This is a genomic window from uncultured Fibrobacter sp., from assembly GCF_946062555.1.
Classification (GTDB): Bacteria; Fibrobacterota; Fibrobacteria; order Fibrobacterales; family Fibrobacteraceae; genus Fibrobacter.
Map to the genome: position 1 here is coordinate 89,397 of NZ_CAMGVQ010000004.1, position 17,349 is coordinate 106,745.

13 protein-coding genes and 1 pseudogene are annotated in these 17,349 nt (G+C 52.5%); 11 read left to right on the plus strand and 3 right to left on the minus strand.

Annotated features, from left to right (window positions below):
* The first annotated feature begins 20 nt into the window (after positions 1-20).
* Positions 21-1,193, plus strand: a complete 1,173-nt coding sequence (locus Q0P86_RS02080) for an acetate/propionate family kinase (RefSeq protein WP_295037106.1) — start codon at positions 21-23, stop codon at positions 1,191-1,193.
* A 133-nt stretch (positions 1,194-1,326) separates the two neighbouring features.
* On the opposite strand, the gene Q0P86_RS02085 is transcribed toward Q0P86_RS02080, so the two are convergent.
* Positions 1,327-4,011 (minus strand): Ig-like domain-containing protein, encoded by a 2,685-nt coding sequence (locus Q0P86_RS02085; protein WP_295037108.1) that lies wholly within the window; start codon positions 4,009-4,011, stop codon positions 1,327-1,329.
* A gap of 273 nt (positions 4,012-4,284) precedes the next feature.
* Positions 4,285-6,156, minus strand: a complete 1,872-nt coding sequence (locus Q0P86_RS02090; RefSeq protein WP_295037111.1) for an ATP-binding cassette domain-containing protein — start codon at positions 6,154-6,156, stop codon at positions 4,285-4,287.
* 72 nt (positions 6,157-6,228) lie between these two features.
* Here Q0P86_RS02090 and Q0P86_RS02095 point away from each other — a divergent pair, with 72 nt between their 5' ends.
* Both Q0P86_RS02095 and Q0P86_RS02100 read left to right on the plus strand, forming a co-directional pair.
* Entirely contained in the window at positions 6,229-7,182 is a 954-nt protein-coding gene (locus tag Q0P86_RS02095) for a porin family protein (RefSeq protein WP_295037113.1), read from the plus strand.
* A gap of 111 nt (positions 7,183-7,293) precedes the next feature.
* Positions 7,294-8,124 (plus strand): outer membrane beta-barrel protein, encoded by an 831-nt coding sequence (locus tag Q0P86_RS02100; protein ID WP_295037115.1) that lies wholly within the window; start codon positions 7,294-7,296, stop codon positions 8,122-8,124.
* A 95-nt stretch (positions 8,125-8,219) separates the two neighbouring features.
* Here the strand turns inward: Q0P86_RS02100 and Q0P86_RS02105 are convergent, their stop codons facing one another.
* Positions 8,220-11,174 carry a spermine synthase gene (locus Q0P86_RS02105; RefSeq protein ID WP_295037117.1) on the minus strand — a complete coding sequence of 985 codons (2,955 nt, stop codon included), beginning with the start codon at positions 11,172-11,174 and terminating at the stop codon, positions 8,220-8,222.
* 280 nt (positions 11,175-11,454) lie between these two features.
* Here Q0P86_RS02105 and tyrS point away from each other — a divergent pair, with 280 nt between their 5' ends.
* From tyrS to Q0P86_RS02145, 8 genes and pseudogenes are all read left to right on the plus strand, one after another.
* A complete protein-coding gene (tyrS, locus tag Q0P86_RS02110) occupies positions 11,455-12,672 on the plus strand; it encodes a tyrosine--tRNA ligase (protein ID WP_290991001.1) in 1,218 nt (405 codons plus the stop codon).
* A 7-nt stretch (positions 12,673-12,679) separates the two neighbouring features.
* Complete coding sequence (locus Q0P86_RS02115; protein WP_072979149.1) at positions 12,680-13,636, plus strand: 1-phosphofructokinase family hexose kinase; 957 nt, start codon at positions 12,680-12,682, stop codon at positions 13,634-13,636.
* 3 nt (positions 13,637-13,639) lie between these two features.
* Entirely contained in the window at positions 13,640-14,305 is a 666-nt protein-coding gene (locus Q0P86_RS02120) for a futalosine hydrolase (RefSeq protein WP_290990997.1), read from the plus strand.
* A 142-nt stretch (positions 14,306-14,447) separates the two neighbouring features.
* Positions 14,448-15,416, plus strand: a complete 969-nt coding sequence (locus Q0P86_RS02125; RefSeq protein WP_295037121.1) for a hypothetical protein — start codon at positions 14,448-14,450, stop codon at positions 15,414-15,416.
* 13 nt (positions 15,417-15,429) lie between these two features.
* Positions 15,430-15,960, plus strand: coding sequence for a hypothetical protein (locus tag Q0P86_RS02130; RefSeq protein WP_295037123.1), 531 nt, complete (start codon positions 15,430-15,432; stop codon positions 15,958-15,960).
* On the plus strand, positions 15,957-16,361 hold the full coding sequence (locus Q0P86_RS02135) for a hypothetical protein (protein WP_295037124.1): 405 nt from the start codon (positions 15,957-15,959) through the stop codon (positions 16,359-16,361). The genes Q0P86_RS02130 and Q0P86_RS02135 overlap by 4 nt, the downstream gene beginning before the upstream one ends.
* Positions 16,361-16,870, plus strand: coding sequence for a hypothetical protein (locus tag Q0P86_RS02140; protein WP_294111148.1), 510 nt, complete (start codon positions 16,361-16,363; stop codon positions 16,868-16,870). The genes Q0P86_RS02135 and Q0P86_RS02140 overlap by 1 nt, the downstream gene beginning before the upstream one ends.
* A 126-nt stretch (positions 16,871-16,996) precedes the next feature.
* Positions 16,997-17,349, plus strand: a pseudogene (locus Q0P86_RS02145) (hypothetical protein); the annotation flags it as partial.

The window sequence follows — 17,349 nt, forward strand, 5'->3', positions numbered from 1 at the left end:
AAACTAAAAAGGAAACTACAATGCGCGTACTCGTTCTTAATTGCGGCAGCTCCTCGGTCAAGTTCGCTGTCATCGACACCCAGACCAAAGAATCCATCTCTAGCGGCCTCGTCGAAAATATCGGCGTAAATGGCCACGTGAAGGCCAAGGGCCCGGTCGGCAACATCGACTTCAATTTCGACTGCCCCACGCACGCCGAAGCCGTCGCCGAAGTCCAGAAGTTCCTCGCCGAACAGAAGCTCACCGACACCATCGAAGCCATCGGCCACCGCGTGGTGCACGGCGGCAAGTATGTCAAGAGCGAAAAGGTGACGCAGGAAGTCATCGACTATATCCGCAGCATCACGCTGTTCGCCCCGCTGCATGAACCCGCACACGCCACCGGTATGGAATGCGCCACCAAGTTCTTCCCGGGCCTCCCGCAGGTCGCCGTGTTCGACACCGCCTTCCACCAGACCATGCCGCGCAAGGCTTACCTCTACGGCATCCCCTACAAGTTCTACGAAGAAGACAAGATTCGCCGCTACGGCGCACACGGTACAAGCTACCGCTTCGTGACTGGCGAAGCCGCCAAGATTCTCGGCAAGAAGCCGGAAGACTGCTGCTTCATCACGGCTCATCTCGGTAACGGCTCCAGCTGCTCCGCCATTCTGAACGGCCAGTGCGTAGATACCACCATGGGCTTTACCCCGCTGGAAGGCCTCATCATGGGCACCCGCTCCGGAAGCATCGACCCGGCCGTGCTCTTCTTCATCAGCAAAAAATACGGCTACGACATCGACCGCCTCGACAAGCTCGTGAACAAGGAATCGGGCCTGCTCGGCCTCTCCGGACTTTCTAACGACATGCGCACCCTGACGCAGGCCGCAAGCGAAGGCCATGTCGGCGCACAGATTGCCCTCGAAACGTTCGCCTACAGGCTCACCCGCGAAATCGGCGGCATCGCCATGGCACTCCCCCGCATCGATGCGCTCGTATTCACCGGCGGTATCGGCGAGAACAGCAAGCTTGTCCGCAAGATGGCGATGGACAACCTCAAGATTCTCGGCTACCAGATCGACGAAGCCCGCAACGAGAAAAACGGCAAGGAATCCGGCCACATCATTAGCAAGGACGGCACCCCGACCGCGATGGTCGTTGCAACGAACGAAGAACTGCTCATCGCGCTGGATACTGAAGCGCTCGTAAAGTAGACGAGAGACGAAAGAACGCCGCTCTGCGGCTACAGACGAGAGAAGGCTCCGCATCGCGGAGCCCTTTCTTTTAAATATCGTTACGAAATATCTCTCGTCTTTCGTCTGTAGGGCCGTAGGCCCGTTCTCTCGTCTATTTAATTGTCCAGGTCTGCTTGTTCACTTGCAGGATCTTTCTGCCCTGCACCTGTGCGGCAGCGTTACGCACGTCGGCTTCGCTCACCGGGAGCTTGGCCTGCCACATCACGCGGCCTTGCATGTCGAACAGGGCGACTGTGCCACGGTTTGCTACGATGGCGCTCTGCCAGTTCATCTTCGGAGAGGCCATCACTGGAGCAAACGATGCAGGAGCTTCCTTGGCGATTACGAGCAGCTTGAACGTTCCGGAGAATTCGGCGTCGCTTACAGTAATTGCAATCGGGAACATGGTGCCCGGGGCAACGACGGAGTCCTTGGCGCTTGCAATCGAGATGATACCGTCCTTCATAGACCATGTGAACAAATCGGTATTCTTAATCGGCTCGATCTGATAGGTCAGGGAATCACCGTCAGGATCGGAAACGTTGCTGTTCAATTCGTACTTGAGGTTCCAGGTTTCTCCGAGGCCGGCATACAGGGTGTCGATGGCCTTTGCAATCACCGGGCGGTCGTTCAAACAGGCGATGACGGCCGGAAGGATGATTTCTCCCGTTGCGCCTTGGGAGTCCTTAGCGACGATAATGAGTTCGGCGTTGCCGCAGGCGTTCTTGACCGACTTGACCTGGATAGCTCCCGTCGAGGTAATCACGATCGGGGCAAGCAGGCTGTCGTCGCTGCGGGCCGAGAAGGTGAACTTGGTGGCGTCATCCGTATCATCGGTAAACCAGGTCTGCATTTCCTTTTTCAGAAAGGTCACCGGACTGCCAAAATCTTCCTTGAGGGTCGAAAGACGCTTGCTGGCCGTGTCTGCTACACCGGCGATCGCCTTCGGGGGTTGGTTCTTGTGTCCGACCGTAAGGATAACTGTTGCCGGTAGCGATGTGTCGCCTTTGTCGTTTACCACGACATACTGGAAGGAGTCAAGTCCTTCGTAATGTCCTGCATCGTAGGTGAAAGAACCATCTTCAGCAAGCTTAACGGTTCCTTCGCCAGCATTTTCCACGAGAATCGCGGTAAGCGTAGCCTTTGCGCTGTCCGGGTTCAGGTCGTTCTTCAGCACGCCGGGTTTAGCAATCTTGTTCAGGGAATCCTGCACGACCTTGTAGCTGTCGTCGGTTGCGACAGGCAGGTCTTTGACTTCAAGTACGTTCACGAAGAAGTTGACACCGACGGAATCCTTGCCGGACTTGGCCCAGAAGGTCAGCTTTGCAAGTCCGTTTGCATTGGCAATCGGGGTGAATAGAATATAGTGGGAACCGGCGGCGTGGCTGTACTCGGCCTTTACGATTCCGCTAGAGGTCACACCGTAGGTTACAGATTCAAGACCGTCGGGATCGTCAACGACGAATGCGGTTGCGGGAATTTCAAAGGCGTCTGTTGCATCTGGATCGAAGTCTTCTTCAAGCCGGAGAGTGTCCTTGAAAAGGTCGGCATCGACTTTCACCAGAACCATCGGATCGTTGACTGCGGTCACGTTGATGGTTACCGTTGCCGGCTTGCTTACATTTTCAGTGGCGTCGGTGACGGTATAAGTAAAGACGTCCGTTCCGTAGAAGTCCGGGTTGGGCGTGTAGGTGAAGCCTCCGTTCAGGTTGCCTGCGGAATTCGTTTCCATTAAGAGCGTTCCGTTCTCCGGTTCGGTAACGACGGTAATCGTCAGCGGAGACAGGGCGCTCGGGTCATCAACATCGTAGTCGTTTTTCAGGAGACCGTTCGTGACCTTGACCTTGAGGACGGAGTCTTCCTTGACGGTGTAGGTATCGTTCACTGCGACCGGCGCGTTTTCCCTATCCTTGACTGTTACGGTGAGTGTGTAATCAACGGGGTCGTTTTCTCCATCGTCTGCTTGCAGGACGACCGTTGCCGTGCCATCCGTATTGGCGGCTGCCACCATATAGATATGGTCGGTCTGCTCATAGGAGGTCTTTGACTTGATGAACGAGGCGTTGGCCTTGCCACTCGTAATCAAGGCGGTTACGAGCGCATCGCCGTCATCGTCACTGAAAATCTTGGAGAGGTTGATGTCCAGGGTGTCGCCTTCGTACAAGGTGGTGGAATCCGTTTCGGTCCCTACGAGGACAGGGGGCTTGGTTTCGCACTTGTCACCGAGGATGATGCTTGCGATTTCGACTGTGTTCGTGTTGAGAGTCGTTGTTGCGTGGGTATTCTTGAAACCGAACTGGACTCCGATTTGCTTGGTAATGTTCCAGGTGACCGTCGTCGTGGATTTCCACCCCTGCTTCAGGTCGGCAAAGGCGATGAACTGTTTCTTGAAACCGCTGGATGCCTTCAGTTCCGAGCCGAAGTAGTTGTCGTCGGTAATGGTGGACTGCTTGAAGTCTACGCGGAAAGGAGCCGTGGACCTGTAGGTCAGGCACATGCCCTTGTAGCCGGAAAGCGAAACAGGAACATCTTTATAGGCGGCGTTCTGTTCCCATGCGAAACCGAAACCGGCTCCGTTGCTTGCGCTGCCAGCCTTGGCCACCATGTCGGCGACCTTGACGTTCTCCGCAGTCGTAGAAGTGTCGATCGAAGCACCGGTGCCGTATTCGTAGGAGTACCAGTAGGCGGGAGCTTTGTCGCCTGCGCCTTCAGGTCCCCAAACCGTTGCAGGAGCCGCGAAAGCGGAACTTGCCAAGATGCCCAAGGCACCCATATATGAAACCATTTTTTTCATCATAATAGACCTCTTATGATTTCCCTTTAATATCCATCCTTCTAAATGTAATATAAGAATATGAATATTGCAACTTGGGATAATGAAAAATAGGCGTCTCGGGAAGCATTTGTAAACTTTTGTAAATAAAATAGTTCCGTCAACCTGATTTATCCGGAGGGGGAAGCCTCCCCCTCGCTTCTATCGCCAGCCTCAGTGACAAATGGCCCTGAGCCTGTCGAAAGGCCGCTACCCCCTCGCCTAGGGGCCTCAGTCGCCGGCCCCTAACACCCTGGCTTAACCCAGCGAGTCGAGTTCCTCGTAGCGTTCGTAGGCCTTTTCGAGTTCGGCTTCGCGGTCTGCGATTTCTTTCTGCAGTTCCACGATGCGGGCGGCGTTCGTGAACACTTCGGGCTTAGAAAGTTCCGTCTGGCGTTCCGAAATTTCCGCTTCGAGTTTTTCGATTTTCTCGGGGAGGGCGGCGTATTCGCGCTCCTCGTTGTAGCTGCGCTTTTTCTTTTTCGGAGGAGCGCCGGCAGACCCCGCAGGGGCCTGCGCCGCCGAAACCGCTGCGGAATTCTGTGCGGACCTCGCCGCCTTTTCCGCTTCTTTTTCGGCGGCAATACGCGCTGCCGCCGCCGCTTCCTTGTCGCGGATTTTTTTCTTCGCCTCGTAGTCGCTGTAGCCGCCAACTGATTCAAATACGTTGCCGCCATCTTCGATTGCTAAAATACTTGTGGCGACAGAATCGAGGAAGGCGCGGTCGTGACTTACGGTAAGCACTGTTCCCTTGTAATCCGCAAGGAGTTCGGCGAGCAGGTCAAGCGTTTCCATGTCGAGGTCGTTCGTCGGTTCATCGAGAACGAGAACGTTACTCGGGTGGCTAAAGAGGCAAGCCAACAGCAGGCGGTTGCGTTCACCGCCGCTAAGCGCACTGATGGGACCACGGGCGCGGTCCGCCGAGAAAAGGAAGTCTTGCAGATAACTTAATACATGGCGCTTCACGCCATTTAACATCACATACTGCTGGCCATCGGCGATGTTTTCCACCAGCGCCTTGTCTTCGCGGAGCCTTGTACGCATCTGGTCGAAATAGGCGATTTGCAAGTTCGTGCCGAGGCGTACTTCGCCGGTGTCGGGCTTGAGTTCGCCCAGAATCAGGCGTAAAAGCGTCGTCTTTCCGGAGCCGTTCGGCCCTACGATTCCGATGCGGTCGCCGCGGGAAACTTCGGTCGAAAGCCCGCTGATGAGAGGCTCCCCATCGTAGGAGTAGCTGATGTCGGTGAGTCTTGCCACCAGGCGCCCCGAACGGTCGGCCTCGGTAATCTGCATATTCACGTTGCCCGTTCGGGTGCGGCGCGCCGCACGCTCCTCGCGCATTTTAATAAGCGCCCGCACGCGGCCCTCGTTCCGGGTCCGCCGCGCCTGGATTCCCTTGCGAATCCAAACTTCTTCTTCTGCAAGCCGCTTGTCAAAAAGCGCATTCGCCTTGTCCTCTTCGGCAAGCGCCTGGTCCCTAAACTGTACGAACTTGTCGTACGGGAAATCCCAGCAGCGTATACGGCCTCGGTCCAAATCAAAAATGCGGTTTGCAACCCGTCGCACAAAGGTGCGGTCGTGGCTTACGAATAAAAGTGCGCTGCTTAGTCTCGTCACGATTCCTTCGAGCCACTGGATCGCGGGAATGTCCAGATGGTTCGTGGGTTCGTCGAGCAGCAACAGGTCCGGGTCCTGCGCAAGGGCACGCGCAAAAAGTGTCCGGCGTTTCTGCCCGCCGCTCAAGCTGTCGTATAATGCCTCGGGATCGATTCCCGTCTTTCCCAAAATCGCCTCGGCGTGGGTGTCGCGCGCCGAGTCATCGCCAATCTTCCATGCGGCAGAATTTCCGACAGAAACGGCTCCCATCACCACGTCGCGAACCGTCCCTTCGATGTGTGCGGGAATTTCCTGGATCATGCGCGAAATCCGGAGCCCGGTCTTTTTTACGATATCGCCCGACTGCGCCTCGGTCTCGCCCGAAAGCACCCTTAAAAGGGTGCTCTTGCCGCAACCGTTGCGGCCGACCAGACAAATTCGGTCGCCGGCCTCGATGTCAAAGCTCACGTTATCCAGCAACGGGGCGTTCGCCCCTATTCGCAACAACAGGTTCTGGGCAGAAAGAATAGGCATGCCACAAATTTAGAATTATTGATCGGCATTTTTTTTGTCCGCTTTCCCCGATTTTTTGTTATAATTAAAAGTATGAAAACCTTTTCGCTGTCGAACCGTTTGGCAGTCGTTCTTCTTGCAGGAGCCCTTGCTTCCCCTCTTGCTTTTGCGCAGGGTGTTTTTGAAGGTTCCGGCGAAGTGAACGACCCGAATTGCGTGGGTGACGGCTGCGGCTATGTCCCTGCCGAACAGGCCTCCGAACAAGACTTCCAGTACGGCGAAAATTCAGAAGTATCCTCCGCCGAATCTGCTTCTGGCGAGCAGGTACCCGCAGATAGCGTCGTTTCCGACAGTACCGCCGATTCCGCCAAGGTGGCGACGGTGAATATCGACGAGGAAGACGACGATGCTCCCCATTATGTTGCCGAAAATGCGGCGGAATACCGCGCCCGCAAAGAGGGCTTTTCGATGGGCGTGCAGTTCGGCGTCCGCGTGTCGGGTGGCGTAAACAAGAGTTTTGGACAAAAATCCGGTGATTGGAATTTCGGGCCGGAATTCGGGGCAGGCCTTATGGCGCGGCTTCCGCTCGGTGAATCCTTCGGTGTGGCGACCGAACTGAACTTCAGCTACCGCCACTACGGTTACGAGAGTGAGTCCGATTACGGCGAGAACGAGGCGGCCATCAATGAAATGCTGTTCGAAATTCCGGTCATGGGACAGCTCGTCGTTGATGAAGACGGCCTTTTCTTTGCCTTGGGCGTGAACCTCGGACTCAAGATGAGCGGTGAATCCGAATTCAAGCAGACCATTACAGCCGAGGGCCACAAGTCGAAGGAAACGCGCAGCAATACGATTCCGACGGTCGGAGTGGAAATTGGCGGGCTTGCCGATATCGGTTATGTGGTGAACCGCTGGCTGGTTATGGACCTCAGGGTCGTGCAGAACTTCACGAACGTGTTGGACCTGGACCGGATTGCGGAATCGACTCTAAAGCATTCAAAACTTTACGCGATGCATGTTTCGCTCGGTGTTACGCTGCTGCTCTAGTAAGGTCCAAAAGGCCGTTCTGTTAAAGTAAAAAAATTTTTCTACACACTTTTGGCCCACTGAAATTATTTTTTAGGCGGGTTTTACATATTCATTTATTATTATTGAATCATGGATTTAAAGAGATTGTGTGTAATTCTAGCCACGGCGTTTGCGCTTTCCGTACCCGCCATGGCCCAGGACGATTCTTCTGACGACGAGGGATGGGCGACGGCTCCGTCCGCCGAGAGCACTTCGGAAAACGATGCTCCTGCTTACGACGGCTCTACCGACAGTGAGTTTGCGAACGACGAGGAATATGCCAGTGCGTACGCCCGCTACAAGGCGGAAACCACGAAGAAATCGGAAATCAACCGTATGCGTAACGAGGGCTTTGCCCGTGCCGTGATGCTCGGTATCCGAGCCCAGGTCGGTACCAACACCCTTTTTGGTGAAAATTCCGATGGCTGGAAGATGGGTTTCCAGGTGGGCGGTGGCTTGATGCTCAAGATGAATTTCATGCTGAAGGACCTGAGCCTTGTTCCGGAACTCACCTTCAACTACCGTCACTACGTCTACGAAAAGGATATGAACATCTACACGAATACGGGTAGCATCGACATATTCATTTTCGACATTCCGATTATTTTCCGCTATACGTTCGAAGACTACAACTTCTATGTCGGTTTGGGTCTGAATATGGGTCTCAAGCTCAACGGAACCTCCGAGTTCAAGAACGGGGCTGCGACGGAATCCCAGGACAATACCATTTCCACTTCCGGTATGGAAGTGGGCGGTGCCTTCGATCTCGGTTACATGCTTACCCGCTGGGTCCATGTGAACATTCGCGTGGTGCAGTGCTTCACGAGTCTTTCGAACAAGTCGCTTATGCGCGAAGACATTTTCCTGGAATCTTCGCTCAAAACGTTCTACACGACGGTCGGCGTAAGTTTCCTGTTCTAGTCGCTTATATACAGCATTGTTTGACGGGCCCTCAAGGGGCTCGTCTTTTTATTTCCCTACAAAGTCATACGATGGCATTTCTGTAGATGCGTATTTTATGGGTTTCTTCTTGCCCGTTGGATTTCGCGCTCGATCAGGCGCTTCTCCACGGCAAAGAAGTCTTCGTTCTTCTGGATGGCGTTTTCGTAGACGATGTTCGCAAGTTCCGGTTCGCCAGCGAGGAGTGCTATCACGATGCAGTTCCGCAGGAAAATGTCGCCCATGTCGTTCATCTCGTAGCGGTCGAAGAAGTCCGCAATCAGGAGTGCCGCCTGCTTGTACACGCCTTGGCGTGCCGCGTCCATGATGTTGAATTCGTCGGCAAAACTGCGGGGGAGTGCACCTGCGTTCACGGCTTCGCTCACCTTGATATAGACTTCGTCGGAGTCTCGCGCTTCCATCGGGACTGCGCGTATCCACTCGATGTAGTTCTCGCGGAATTTCTGGTAGCCTGTAGATGCTTCAAGTTCGGCAAGGCGCGGGTCTTCCGGCTGAATGCTGTCTGCGGAAGCGGAATCGGCAACGATGGAATCCGAAGTCTTTTTTGCGGCGATGAGTTCGTCCGCATAGGCCAGCAGGGCTGTCTTCTTGAATTCATCCTTCGGTTCTTCAAGCATCGCCTTTACGCGAGCGGGGCGGCGGAGCGCATAGTCCTCGGGGTCCAGGTACTGCTGCCAGCAAATTTCGCAACTGTCGAATACGCTCACGATGTGCGCCTCGGAGTGGACGAACCGGGCTTCTTCGGCCTTGTTGTCGACCATCGGAATGAACAGGCTGTTCGGCTTTACACCTTCGAGCAGCGATTTGACCATCTTGTTTGTGAAGAGGAAGTTTCTTTCGCCGAAGAATTCCGGGTCGCGGTGGATGCGCTTGAATTCCGCAACCAGCGCCGTATCCGTAGAGAATCGTCCAATGCCTTTCTGCATCACCGGTTCGTCGCTTGCGATCATGATGATGTCCGGTTCATCGGTGGATTTATACAAACTAACGTACGGGAAAACCGTATCCAGAGCTTTCAGAATGTTCAGGAACATCAGGTCGTTGAATTCATAAGTCTGAATCCACTGCACCCAAAGGGCGCCCGGCCTCATGTAACGGCGCATCTTGGCGTAGAACTCATGCGCAAAGAGTCCTGCCACGCCGCTCACCCAGGGGTTGCTGGGCACGCTGATAATCATGTCGTACTTGCGGCGGTTCGTATGGAAGAACGTCGTCGCGTCATCAATATAGATATGGATGCGCGGGTCATCGTAGCCGCGGTAGTTCCACGGATAAAAGCCCTTCGCCAAATCCATCATCGCCTGCTCGATTTCCACGCAGTCAAAGTCCCTGAGCAGGGGGTCGGCGAGCAGGTAATGAGCGCCCATGCCGCTACCGAAGCCCACCATGGCGGCGTCGTACTGTTCCGTTTTTACGGCCATGGGCATAAAGGCGGTTGCCGCCTGCGTGAGTTCGTCGCTTGAAATCGGAGCCTCGCGGTTCTTGCTCATGCTGGCATCGGCCTTGCCGTTGGTCTTCACGTAATAATGCACCGGCGATTCGTGGAAGCTGATGGTTGCGGTTTTTCCGTCGATTACCTGAATCTTTTCGTTGGGGTGCATGTTCTTGTAGCTGCGGAACACGCCCGAGGTAATCAGCGACGGATCGAACTTCACGAAGATGGCGGGCATAATCATGACGCACACCATGATATAGAACATCACGCTGTAGCGGAAACGCTTGCGGTAAATCACCAGTAAGATAAAGCCGATGGCGAAGTCGAGCAAGGCGGCCGTCACGAGTGCGCCCTTGAGCTGCAACAGGGGCAGTAGCAAAAGTCCACCGCCTGCCGAACCGATAATGGAACCGAGCGTATTCCAGCCGTAGACCTTGCCAATCGGGGCTTCGCTCTTGAAGGCGCGAGTCAAAATCAAGGTAATCAACGGTAGCGTCATGCCGGCAAAGAAACTCGTTGGAATCATCCAGAGCATCGAAAGCGCGTACTTGAACAGGCTCCAGCAAATGTAACCGTCAGAGGTCGGATTGAAAATCTGGTTTGCCTCATTCATCATGCCCCAGAAGGGCTGGTGGAAGTATAAGGTACAAAGCGCAAAGAAAGCCATAAAAATCTGCGCCATCGAAAGGACGACGAGACTGTCCTTCTTCAAGAGTTTTCCGCTTACCGCAGAACCCAGCGCAAGCCCCAAAATGAACGCCGAAAGCATCTGGTCAAAGCTATGGCTCGAAGAACCCAGCAATAGCGACAGCAGGCGAATCCAGACAATTTCATACACGAACGAGGTGAGACCCGTAATCGCCGCAATCCAGAACCAGGTGTTCTTCGGCGGCATCGCAAGTTTGTGCTCCGCCACGTAATCTTCGTCGTGGACTTCGGGGGCATCTTCATCTTTGGATGCCACGGGCGAAGTCGTTACGCCAATAAAGCTGAACACTGCCGCCAGCAAGAAGTTGATGGAGGCCGCAACGCATAAGGTGGCATGGTTGCCAATTTCAGGAATCAACAAGTAGCTGGTCGCCAAGATACCGATGGCTGAACCGAGGCTGTTCGTAAAGTAAAGCATCGGGAGTGAAACTTCGGCACCGCTCTTGCGCATAAGACCCGCCGCAATGAACGGGAACGTCATGCCTACCGCAATCGCAATCGGCAGCGTCGATCCCGTAGCCAGAATCACCTTGGCGATTTCGGCCCCGCGGCTGGTCAAGGACGCCGTATATTCAGAATCGTAGAAAATCCCCGTCAGCCAGTTGTACAGCGGGTGGTACGCTACGCCTCCGATACCGATGGCAAGTTCCACTATACCGTAACCCAGCAAGGGGCGCTTGGTATGCACCACCATCTTACCCGCCACAAAGCTGCCTATGGCAAGCCCGCCCATGTAAATGCAGAGCGTGAGCACCTGGCCGTAGCTGGAATGCCCCAGGAAAAGTTTAAGGTATCGCGCCCACGAGCCTTCGTAAATGAGGCCCGCGAACCCGGACAGGGCAAACAGGAAATAGACCAGGATGTTCATGATGTAAATTTATATAAAAAAGACATCGTTATATGTAAAAGAATTTTATGGATCTTAGTGGGACCAACCGTCGGCCCGTCTTTCCTCGAGAAGGTCCGATGATGTCTCTTTTGTGGGGTCGCTCTCATTTGCCTCCAAACCCAATTTGTCTAATTTTCTATATTTGTCCAGTATGAAAATTTATTCCTTCTTCATGGGCTTTGTGTGATTAGTTGTGTTAACGATTTTACCTAACCACTAACGGCCTTCGGCCTACCAACCACTAACCACTGAGAAAATTATGCAATTCCGTCCTGTAAAAGAACAGCTTGAAATTTTGATGCGCGGCGTTATCGATGTTGTGCCGCAAGAAGAACTCGAAAAGAAGCTTCAGAAGTCCTACGATACTGGTGTTCCGCTCCGTATCAAGATGGGCGTGGACCCGACAGCTCCTGATGTTCATTTTGGACATACGGTGGTGATGCGCAAGCTCCGCCAGTTCCAGGATTTGGGTCACACTGTGGTGCTCATCGTGGGTGACTACACTGCCCAGATTGGTGACCCCAGCGGCCGCAACAAGGCCCGTCCGCGTCTCACCCACGAGCAGGTGCTCGAGAATGCGAAGGAATACCAGGAACAGTTCTTCAAGGTCGTCCGCCGCGACCAGGTGGAAATCCACTACAATGGCGAATGGTTCAGTAAGCTCCCGTTCAGCAAGGTGACCGAACTCATGGGCCAGTTCACCGTGGCCCAGATGCTCGAACGCGAGGACTTCCACAACCGCTACACGGCCAATACGCCGATTAGCCTGCACGAATTCATGTACCCGATGATGCAGGGCTACGATTCCGTGGCCATCAAGAGCGATGTAGAACTGGGCGGCACCGACCAGAAGTTCAACGTGCTTCGCGGTCGCGACTTGCAGATTTTTGAAGGTATGGATCCGCAAATCGGCCTTTTCATGCCTATCCTCCTCGGTACCGACGGCAAGGTCAAGATGAGTAAGTCCATCGGCAACTACGTGGGCCTGAACGAGCCCGCCGACGTGATGTACCACAAGATTTACAGCCTCGCCGACAGCATCGTCGAGAACTGGTTTGAACTTCTCACCAACATCCCGCTTGCAGAAATCAAGCAGATGATGGCGGACATTGCCGCAGGGCGTATGAACCCCAACGACGCGAAGCACCGCCTCGCTATCGACATCGTGACGCAGTACTACGGCGCAGAAGCCGCCGAGGCCGCTGCCGCGAAGGAACGCGAAATTCATAGCGGTAATGCCATCCCCAGCGATGCCGCCGAATGCAGCGTGGCGGCCGGCACCTACGGTGCCCTGGACCTGCTTGTTGAAATCAAGGCCTTCGCCAGTAAGGGCGAAGCTCGCCGCATGGTCCAGAACGGCGGCGTGAAGATTGCCGGCGAAAAGCTTGCCGATCCGCAAGCCCAGATCGAAATCAAGGGCGACGACAACCTCGTCGTCCAGGTGGGCAAGCGCAAGTTCTTCAAGGTGAATTTCTAGGCAACCCATGTCGCAGGAAATCCTGATTCTCGGGCTCAATCCCGCCTGGCAGCGCCTGTTCTACGTGGACAAGTTTACGCCGGGCGAGGTGCATCGCATCAAGAAGGTCGAAGAGTACGGTTCCGGCAAGGGAATCAACTGCGGCCTAGTTCTCCGCCTTTTAGGCGGGGTGCCTCTCATGATGCATTTCCTGGGCTCCGAACACGGTTCGCGTATTTTCGATGAGATTTCCGCTTACGGAATCCAGCAGGCGCCCGTGTGGATCAAGGAACCTACGCGCATTTGCACGACCGTCGTGAGCGAGGGGGAGTCTACCGAACTCATCGAGCCCTCGCCGGTCCTTTCCGATTTTGAGAACGAGGACTTTATCCAGACGCTCAACGATTACTGGAGCACGACGCAGAGTGTCGCTTTGTGCGGAACATTCCCCCAAGGCTTCAATCTGTCGCTGTTGAACGACCTGGATTTCACGGGTAAAAAGATATACGTCGACGCCATCGAAGGCATTGACGGCTGGCTTGAAAAGGGCGTCGAGCTTCTCAAGATCAATATGCAGGAGTACTGCAAGTTGCTCACTCGCCTCGGTCTCCCCATAGTGCTATCGAGTCCGCAGTTCTGGAAAATGACAGCGACCGCCGTGCTGGAACGCCTCCCGATCAAGAACCTGGTGGTCACCGACGAGGATTCCCCGGTTCGTGCCTTCCGCCTGGTCGAAAAGAAGTTCCAGGGCGTGCAGATACAACCCCCGCAAATCCAGGTGAACAACCGTATCGGTGCGGGAGACTCTTTCTTTGCCGGTTGGCTCTTTGCCGACAGTCAGGGAATGGAATTTGAACAGTGTCTCGTCAAGGCGACCGCTGTCGCGACGGCTCGTTGCGAAGTCGACCGACCCTGCAATCTCAAAGTGGAACGCGTTGCCGAGCTTGAAGCTTCGCTTGCGGATGCTGTCGAAAAACTGGAGTAGCCGATGGATTTCCCCGGTCGTGACCAATTGTTTGCGTTTGCGACTCCGGCGGAGTTCGCCTCCTTCTTTCCCGAGTATGCCGATACGGCAGACGGTGTTGTTTCAGATAAATTAATTGAACTTTCGGATGGTCGTGGCTATGCCTGCGTCTTGGGCATCGGTATCCTTAATTTTGCGACAAATCTGACTTTCCTGCTGGGGGATGCCAAACGTCGCGGAATCTCTATTTCTGCCGTGTTTATTCTTGGCGTTTGTGGCGCGTATCCTGGCCGCGGAATCGATGTGCTCGATGTCGTGCGCGTGGATGCCGAATCTGTTGGTGATATGGGGTATCAGGACCGTGACGGTTCTTTTTATCCGTTCCCGAGTTCCGTGCGTGCGACTGCGCCGGAACATGCGCCCGCCCATCTGCAGAAGTTGAAGTCGGTTGTGGGCCTTACGGTAAATCGTTGCACGGGAACCGAGGAACTGGGCCTGTCCCGTTCCAGGATGTTCGATGCCGATATCGAAAATATGGAAGGCGCTGCGGGAATTTCCGCCTGCATGGCTTGTCGCGTGCCGGTCTTTGAAATCCGCGCCGTATGCAATATGGCTACCACCCGCGACCGTGAATCCTGGAAATTCAACGAAGCTCTCGAAGCGTTGCGCCAAGCTGTTTTTTCGGAGTAGTCGGCAAGCTCGTAGCTTTTGATTCTACCGACAGCAAGTTCCCGCAACATCCTCGTCGGGCTCAGTATGGGCGGCGTGGCCATCCGCGACTTAATCATTTCTTAAAATTATCGTTCAATTTGTCTTGACTTTGTTCTAAATATTGGATACATTTGTGTGTGATAAAAATCACACCGATGCTATTATGAAAGAAAATTGTAAAGAGATTTCATCCATGATTGGAAAGTTTTGGCCGCTTACGGCCTTGATTCTCGCACTCGTATGCATGTGGGGGTGTTACGACGATCCGTGCGATGACATGGAATATAGCTGGGCAGGAGAGACCGAGAAGAAAATCGTCGGATTCGTGAATGATAGCTTTGCTATCGTGGCTCATGCAAATAAATGGAGTTATGCAGCTGGTTGCATGTGTAGCGGAGAACGTTTTGGACTTGGCCGCTGGACTATTGGTATATACAACTATAGGGAGCAATTGGATGGCCCCGTTTTTGTGGATTCTGTTGACGAAGGGTTCGGTTATTATACATATATTCTGGGACAACTATCAGATTCCGTTGTTTGGGGCGGTAATACGGCTATGAATCTTACAGTATGGAAAAATGGGACTTCTTTTTCTTTTTGGAAGATTGGTGAACAACCGCATGTTATCAACATAAGTTCAAATTTTGATGGGTGTTCAGTTTCTTTTCCGATTGCTTCCTTGCGGGAGTGGCGCGACGGTTCAATATTTGCGAAAGGACCTTTGACTGCTGGAGATGACACTTGCCAGTATGCGGTGTTGGATACGGTTGCAGGGATGCTTACGTACAAAAGATTGGATGATGACTTGAAGTGGATTCAGAAGTGCGATGATGTGCGGACATGGGGAAATAATGTGTATTGCTTTATGCCTGGAAAACAACCTTTTGAGGCAACCTTTTTACGAAACGGAAAGGATACTATTGATGTCCCATTGAAGTTTACTGTTGGAACCTTCTTTGGTAGTGTGCTAAAACCAAATGGACATCTATGTAACCTTGTTGATGGAGTGGTTGTATGTTCAGGAGTCGTTTGGCGTGGCGGATTGAATTTTTTTAAAGATGACGAGATAATTCTGGATTTGAATTTATAAGCTAAGGAATACTATGAAAAATATTCTTTTATTAGTGGTGGCATTATTCATCGGTTGTTGGGCTGTTCCCAAACCAATGGAAAGCAAGTATTCTTACGTCTATCAGTGGCGCTCTTTTTCAAACCCGGCGAACAGTTCTTATAATAATGCCTTTGAACTTGGTAGCAGAACATGGTATATGCCTGCTTCCAAATACGAACATCGTCGTGCGATGATGGAAGAAGCCCAGGAAGTAAAAGCTTGTTTTGTAGTAGATTCAGGTGATACATCGAAGAACTTACATGGTCAAGAAGCTCTTGATTCCATTCGTCAGAACCCCGACCTTTACCGCCAAATACCCTCCCGCTACATCCTTATTGGTCACAGCATGGGCGGCGTAGCCATCCGCGAATATGTTCAAGGTCCGAACTACAACAAGGACGTGGACAAGATAATTACTCTAGATAGTCCGCATGAAGGTACGGGCGCCTTGAACATGCAACTTGGTTTGCTATTATTTTGTAGTAAAATACGCAGAAAAAGTTTTAAGGAGAACAGAGTATGAAACATCTGTTGAAAAAGTTTGAAATTAAAAGACTGATTGTGGCTGCGATGGTGACTCTCATGTGTGTGGGCATGTGGGGGTGTGGGGTTGACGACGGATGGGGTGAACGGGAGTTCCGTGCCTATGATGTTGCTAAAGTTGTTGGCTTTGTCGATGATTCTTTAGTTATCGTGGCTGATAGTAGGGAATGGATGCAGGAAACCCCTGATTATGCTATTGGGGGACATGGACATCAGCGTCTCCGTGTTTTCAATTACAGAATACAAGAAGATGGCCCTAGATGGGTGGATACGTTAGACAATTTTGTTGATGAATGTGATTATGTTTTGGGGCAATTAAGTGATTCTGTTGTATGGGGGGGCAACCTTCTCTTTATACTAAAGTATGGAAGGGCCCTTTGATGACTTTTTGGAAAATAGGTGAAAAGCCAATTGTGAAAAATATTTCTGTTGAAACGGAAAGGTGCAGTCAAACATTTTTTGTAAAAAACATGAGGAGCTGGATTGAGGAATCAATTATTGTTTTGAGTGAAAAATCTTTAAGATATGGTGGTGATACCTGTCAGTATGCGGTGTTGGATACGGTGGCTGGAACCTTGACATTCAAGCGCCTTGATGAAAATTTAAAATGGATTCAGAAGTGCGATGATGTACGGGCGTGGGGCGATGATGTGATTTGTTCTGTTTCTGGAGAACATCCTCTTGAAGGCTATATTCTAAGAAATAACACAGACACTCTTTCAACTCCTTTAATATTTAGTAGCGGATTTTTTTGGGGTGATATGATAGAACTGCGCGCAAATATATGTAGTCTTGGTAATCAGGAAATTTCATGTCTTGATTCTGCGTTTACGTGGCGCGAACCCTTAAAATTTTATAAAGATGACGATGTTGTGGTGGATCTGGAGTAATGATGATGTGGATAAGATTGTTACGCTTGATAGCCCCCATGAAGGTACTGGGGCGTTGAATATGCAACGTGGTTTGCTATTATTTTGTAGTGAAATACGCAGAAAAAGTTTTAAGGAGAACAGAGTATGGAAAATCTGTTGAACAAGTCTGAAATGGCGAGGCTGCTTGCGGTTGCCATAACCGCGTTTGCATGCGTATGCATGTGGGGGTGCGGGGTTGACGACGGATGGGGTGAACGGGAGTTCCGTGCCTATGATGTTGCTAAAGTTGTTGGCTTTGTCGATGATTCTTTAGTTATCTTGGCTGATAGTAGGGAATGGATGCAGGAGACCCCTGATTATGCTATTGGGGGACATGGACATCAACGTATCCGTGTTTTCAACTACAGGGTTCAGGAAGATGGCCCTAGATGGACGGATACGCTAGACAATTTTGTTGATGAATGTGATTATGTTTTGGGGCAATTAAGTGATTCTGT

What these genes read in the sequence shown, in the direction of transcription:
- Q0P86_RS02085 (WP_295037108.1), bottom strand. Translation starts at nt 4,011, where the DNA reads ATGATGAAAAAAATGGTTTCATATATGGGTGCCTTGGGCATCTTGGCA.
- Q0P86_RS02120 (WP_290990997.1), top strand. Translation starts at nt 13,640, where the DNA reads ATGGATTTCCCCGGTCGTGACCAATTGTTTGCGTTTGCGACTCCGGCG.
- Q0P86_RS02090 (WP_295037111.1), bottom strand. Translation starts at nt 6,156, where the DNA reads ATGCCTATTCTTTCTGCCCAGAACCTGTTGTTGCGAATAGGGGCGAAC.
- Q0P86_RS02140 (WP_294111148.1), top strand. Translation starts at nt 16,361, where the DNA reads ATGACTTTTTGGAAAATAGGTGAAAAGCCAATTGTGAAAAATATTTCT.
- Q0P86_RS02135 (WP_295037124.1), top strand. Translation starts at nt 15,957, where the DNA reads ATGAAACATCTGTTGAAAAAGTTTGAAATTAAAAGACTGATTGTGGCT.
- Q0P86_RS02100 (WP_295037115.1), top strand. Translation starts at nt 7,294, where the DNA reads ATGGATTTAAAGAGATTGTGTGTAATTCTAGCCACGGCGTTTGCGCTT.
- Q0P86_RS02095 (WP_295037113.1), top strand. Translation starts at nt 6,229, where the DNA reads ATGAAAACCTTTTCGCTGTCGAACCGTTTGGCAGTCGTTCTTCTTGCA.
- Q0P86_RS02130 (WP_295037123.1), top strand. Translation starts at nt 15,430, where the DNA reads ATGAAAAATATTCTTTTATTAGTGGTGGCATTATTCATCGGTTGTTGG.
- tyrS (WP_290991001.1), top strand. Translation starts at nt 11,455, where the DNA reads ATGCAATTCCGTCCTGTAAAAGAACAGCTTGAAATTTTGATGCGCGGC.
- Q0P86_RS02105 (WP_295037117.1), bottom strand. Translation starts at nt 11,174, where the DNA reads ATGAACATCCTGGTCTATTTCCTGTTTGCCCTGTCCGGGTTCGCGGGC.
- Q0P86_RS02115 (WP_072979149.1), top strand. Translation starts at nt 12,680, where the DNA reads ATGTCGCAGGAAATCCTGATTCTCGGGCTCAATCCCGCCTGGCAGCGC.
- Q0P86_RS02080 (WP_295037106.1), top strand. Translation starts at nt 21, where the DNA reads ATGCGCGTACTCGTTCTTAATTGCGGCAGCTCCTCGGTCAAGTTCGCT.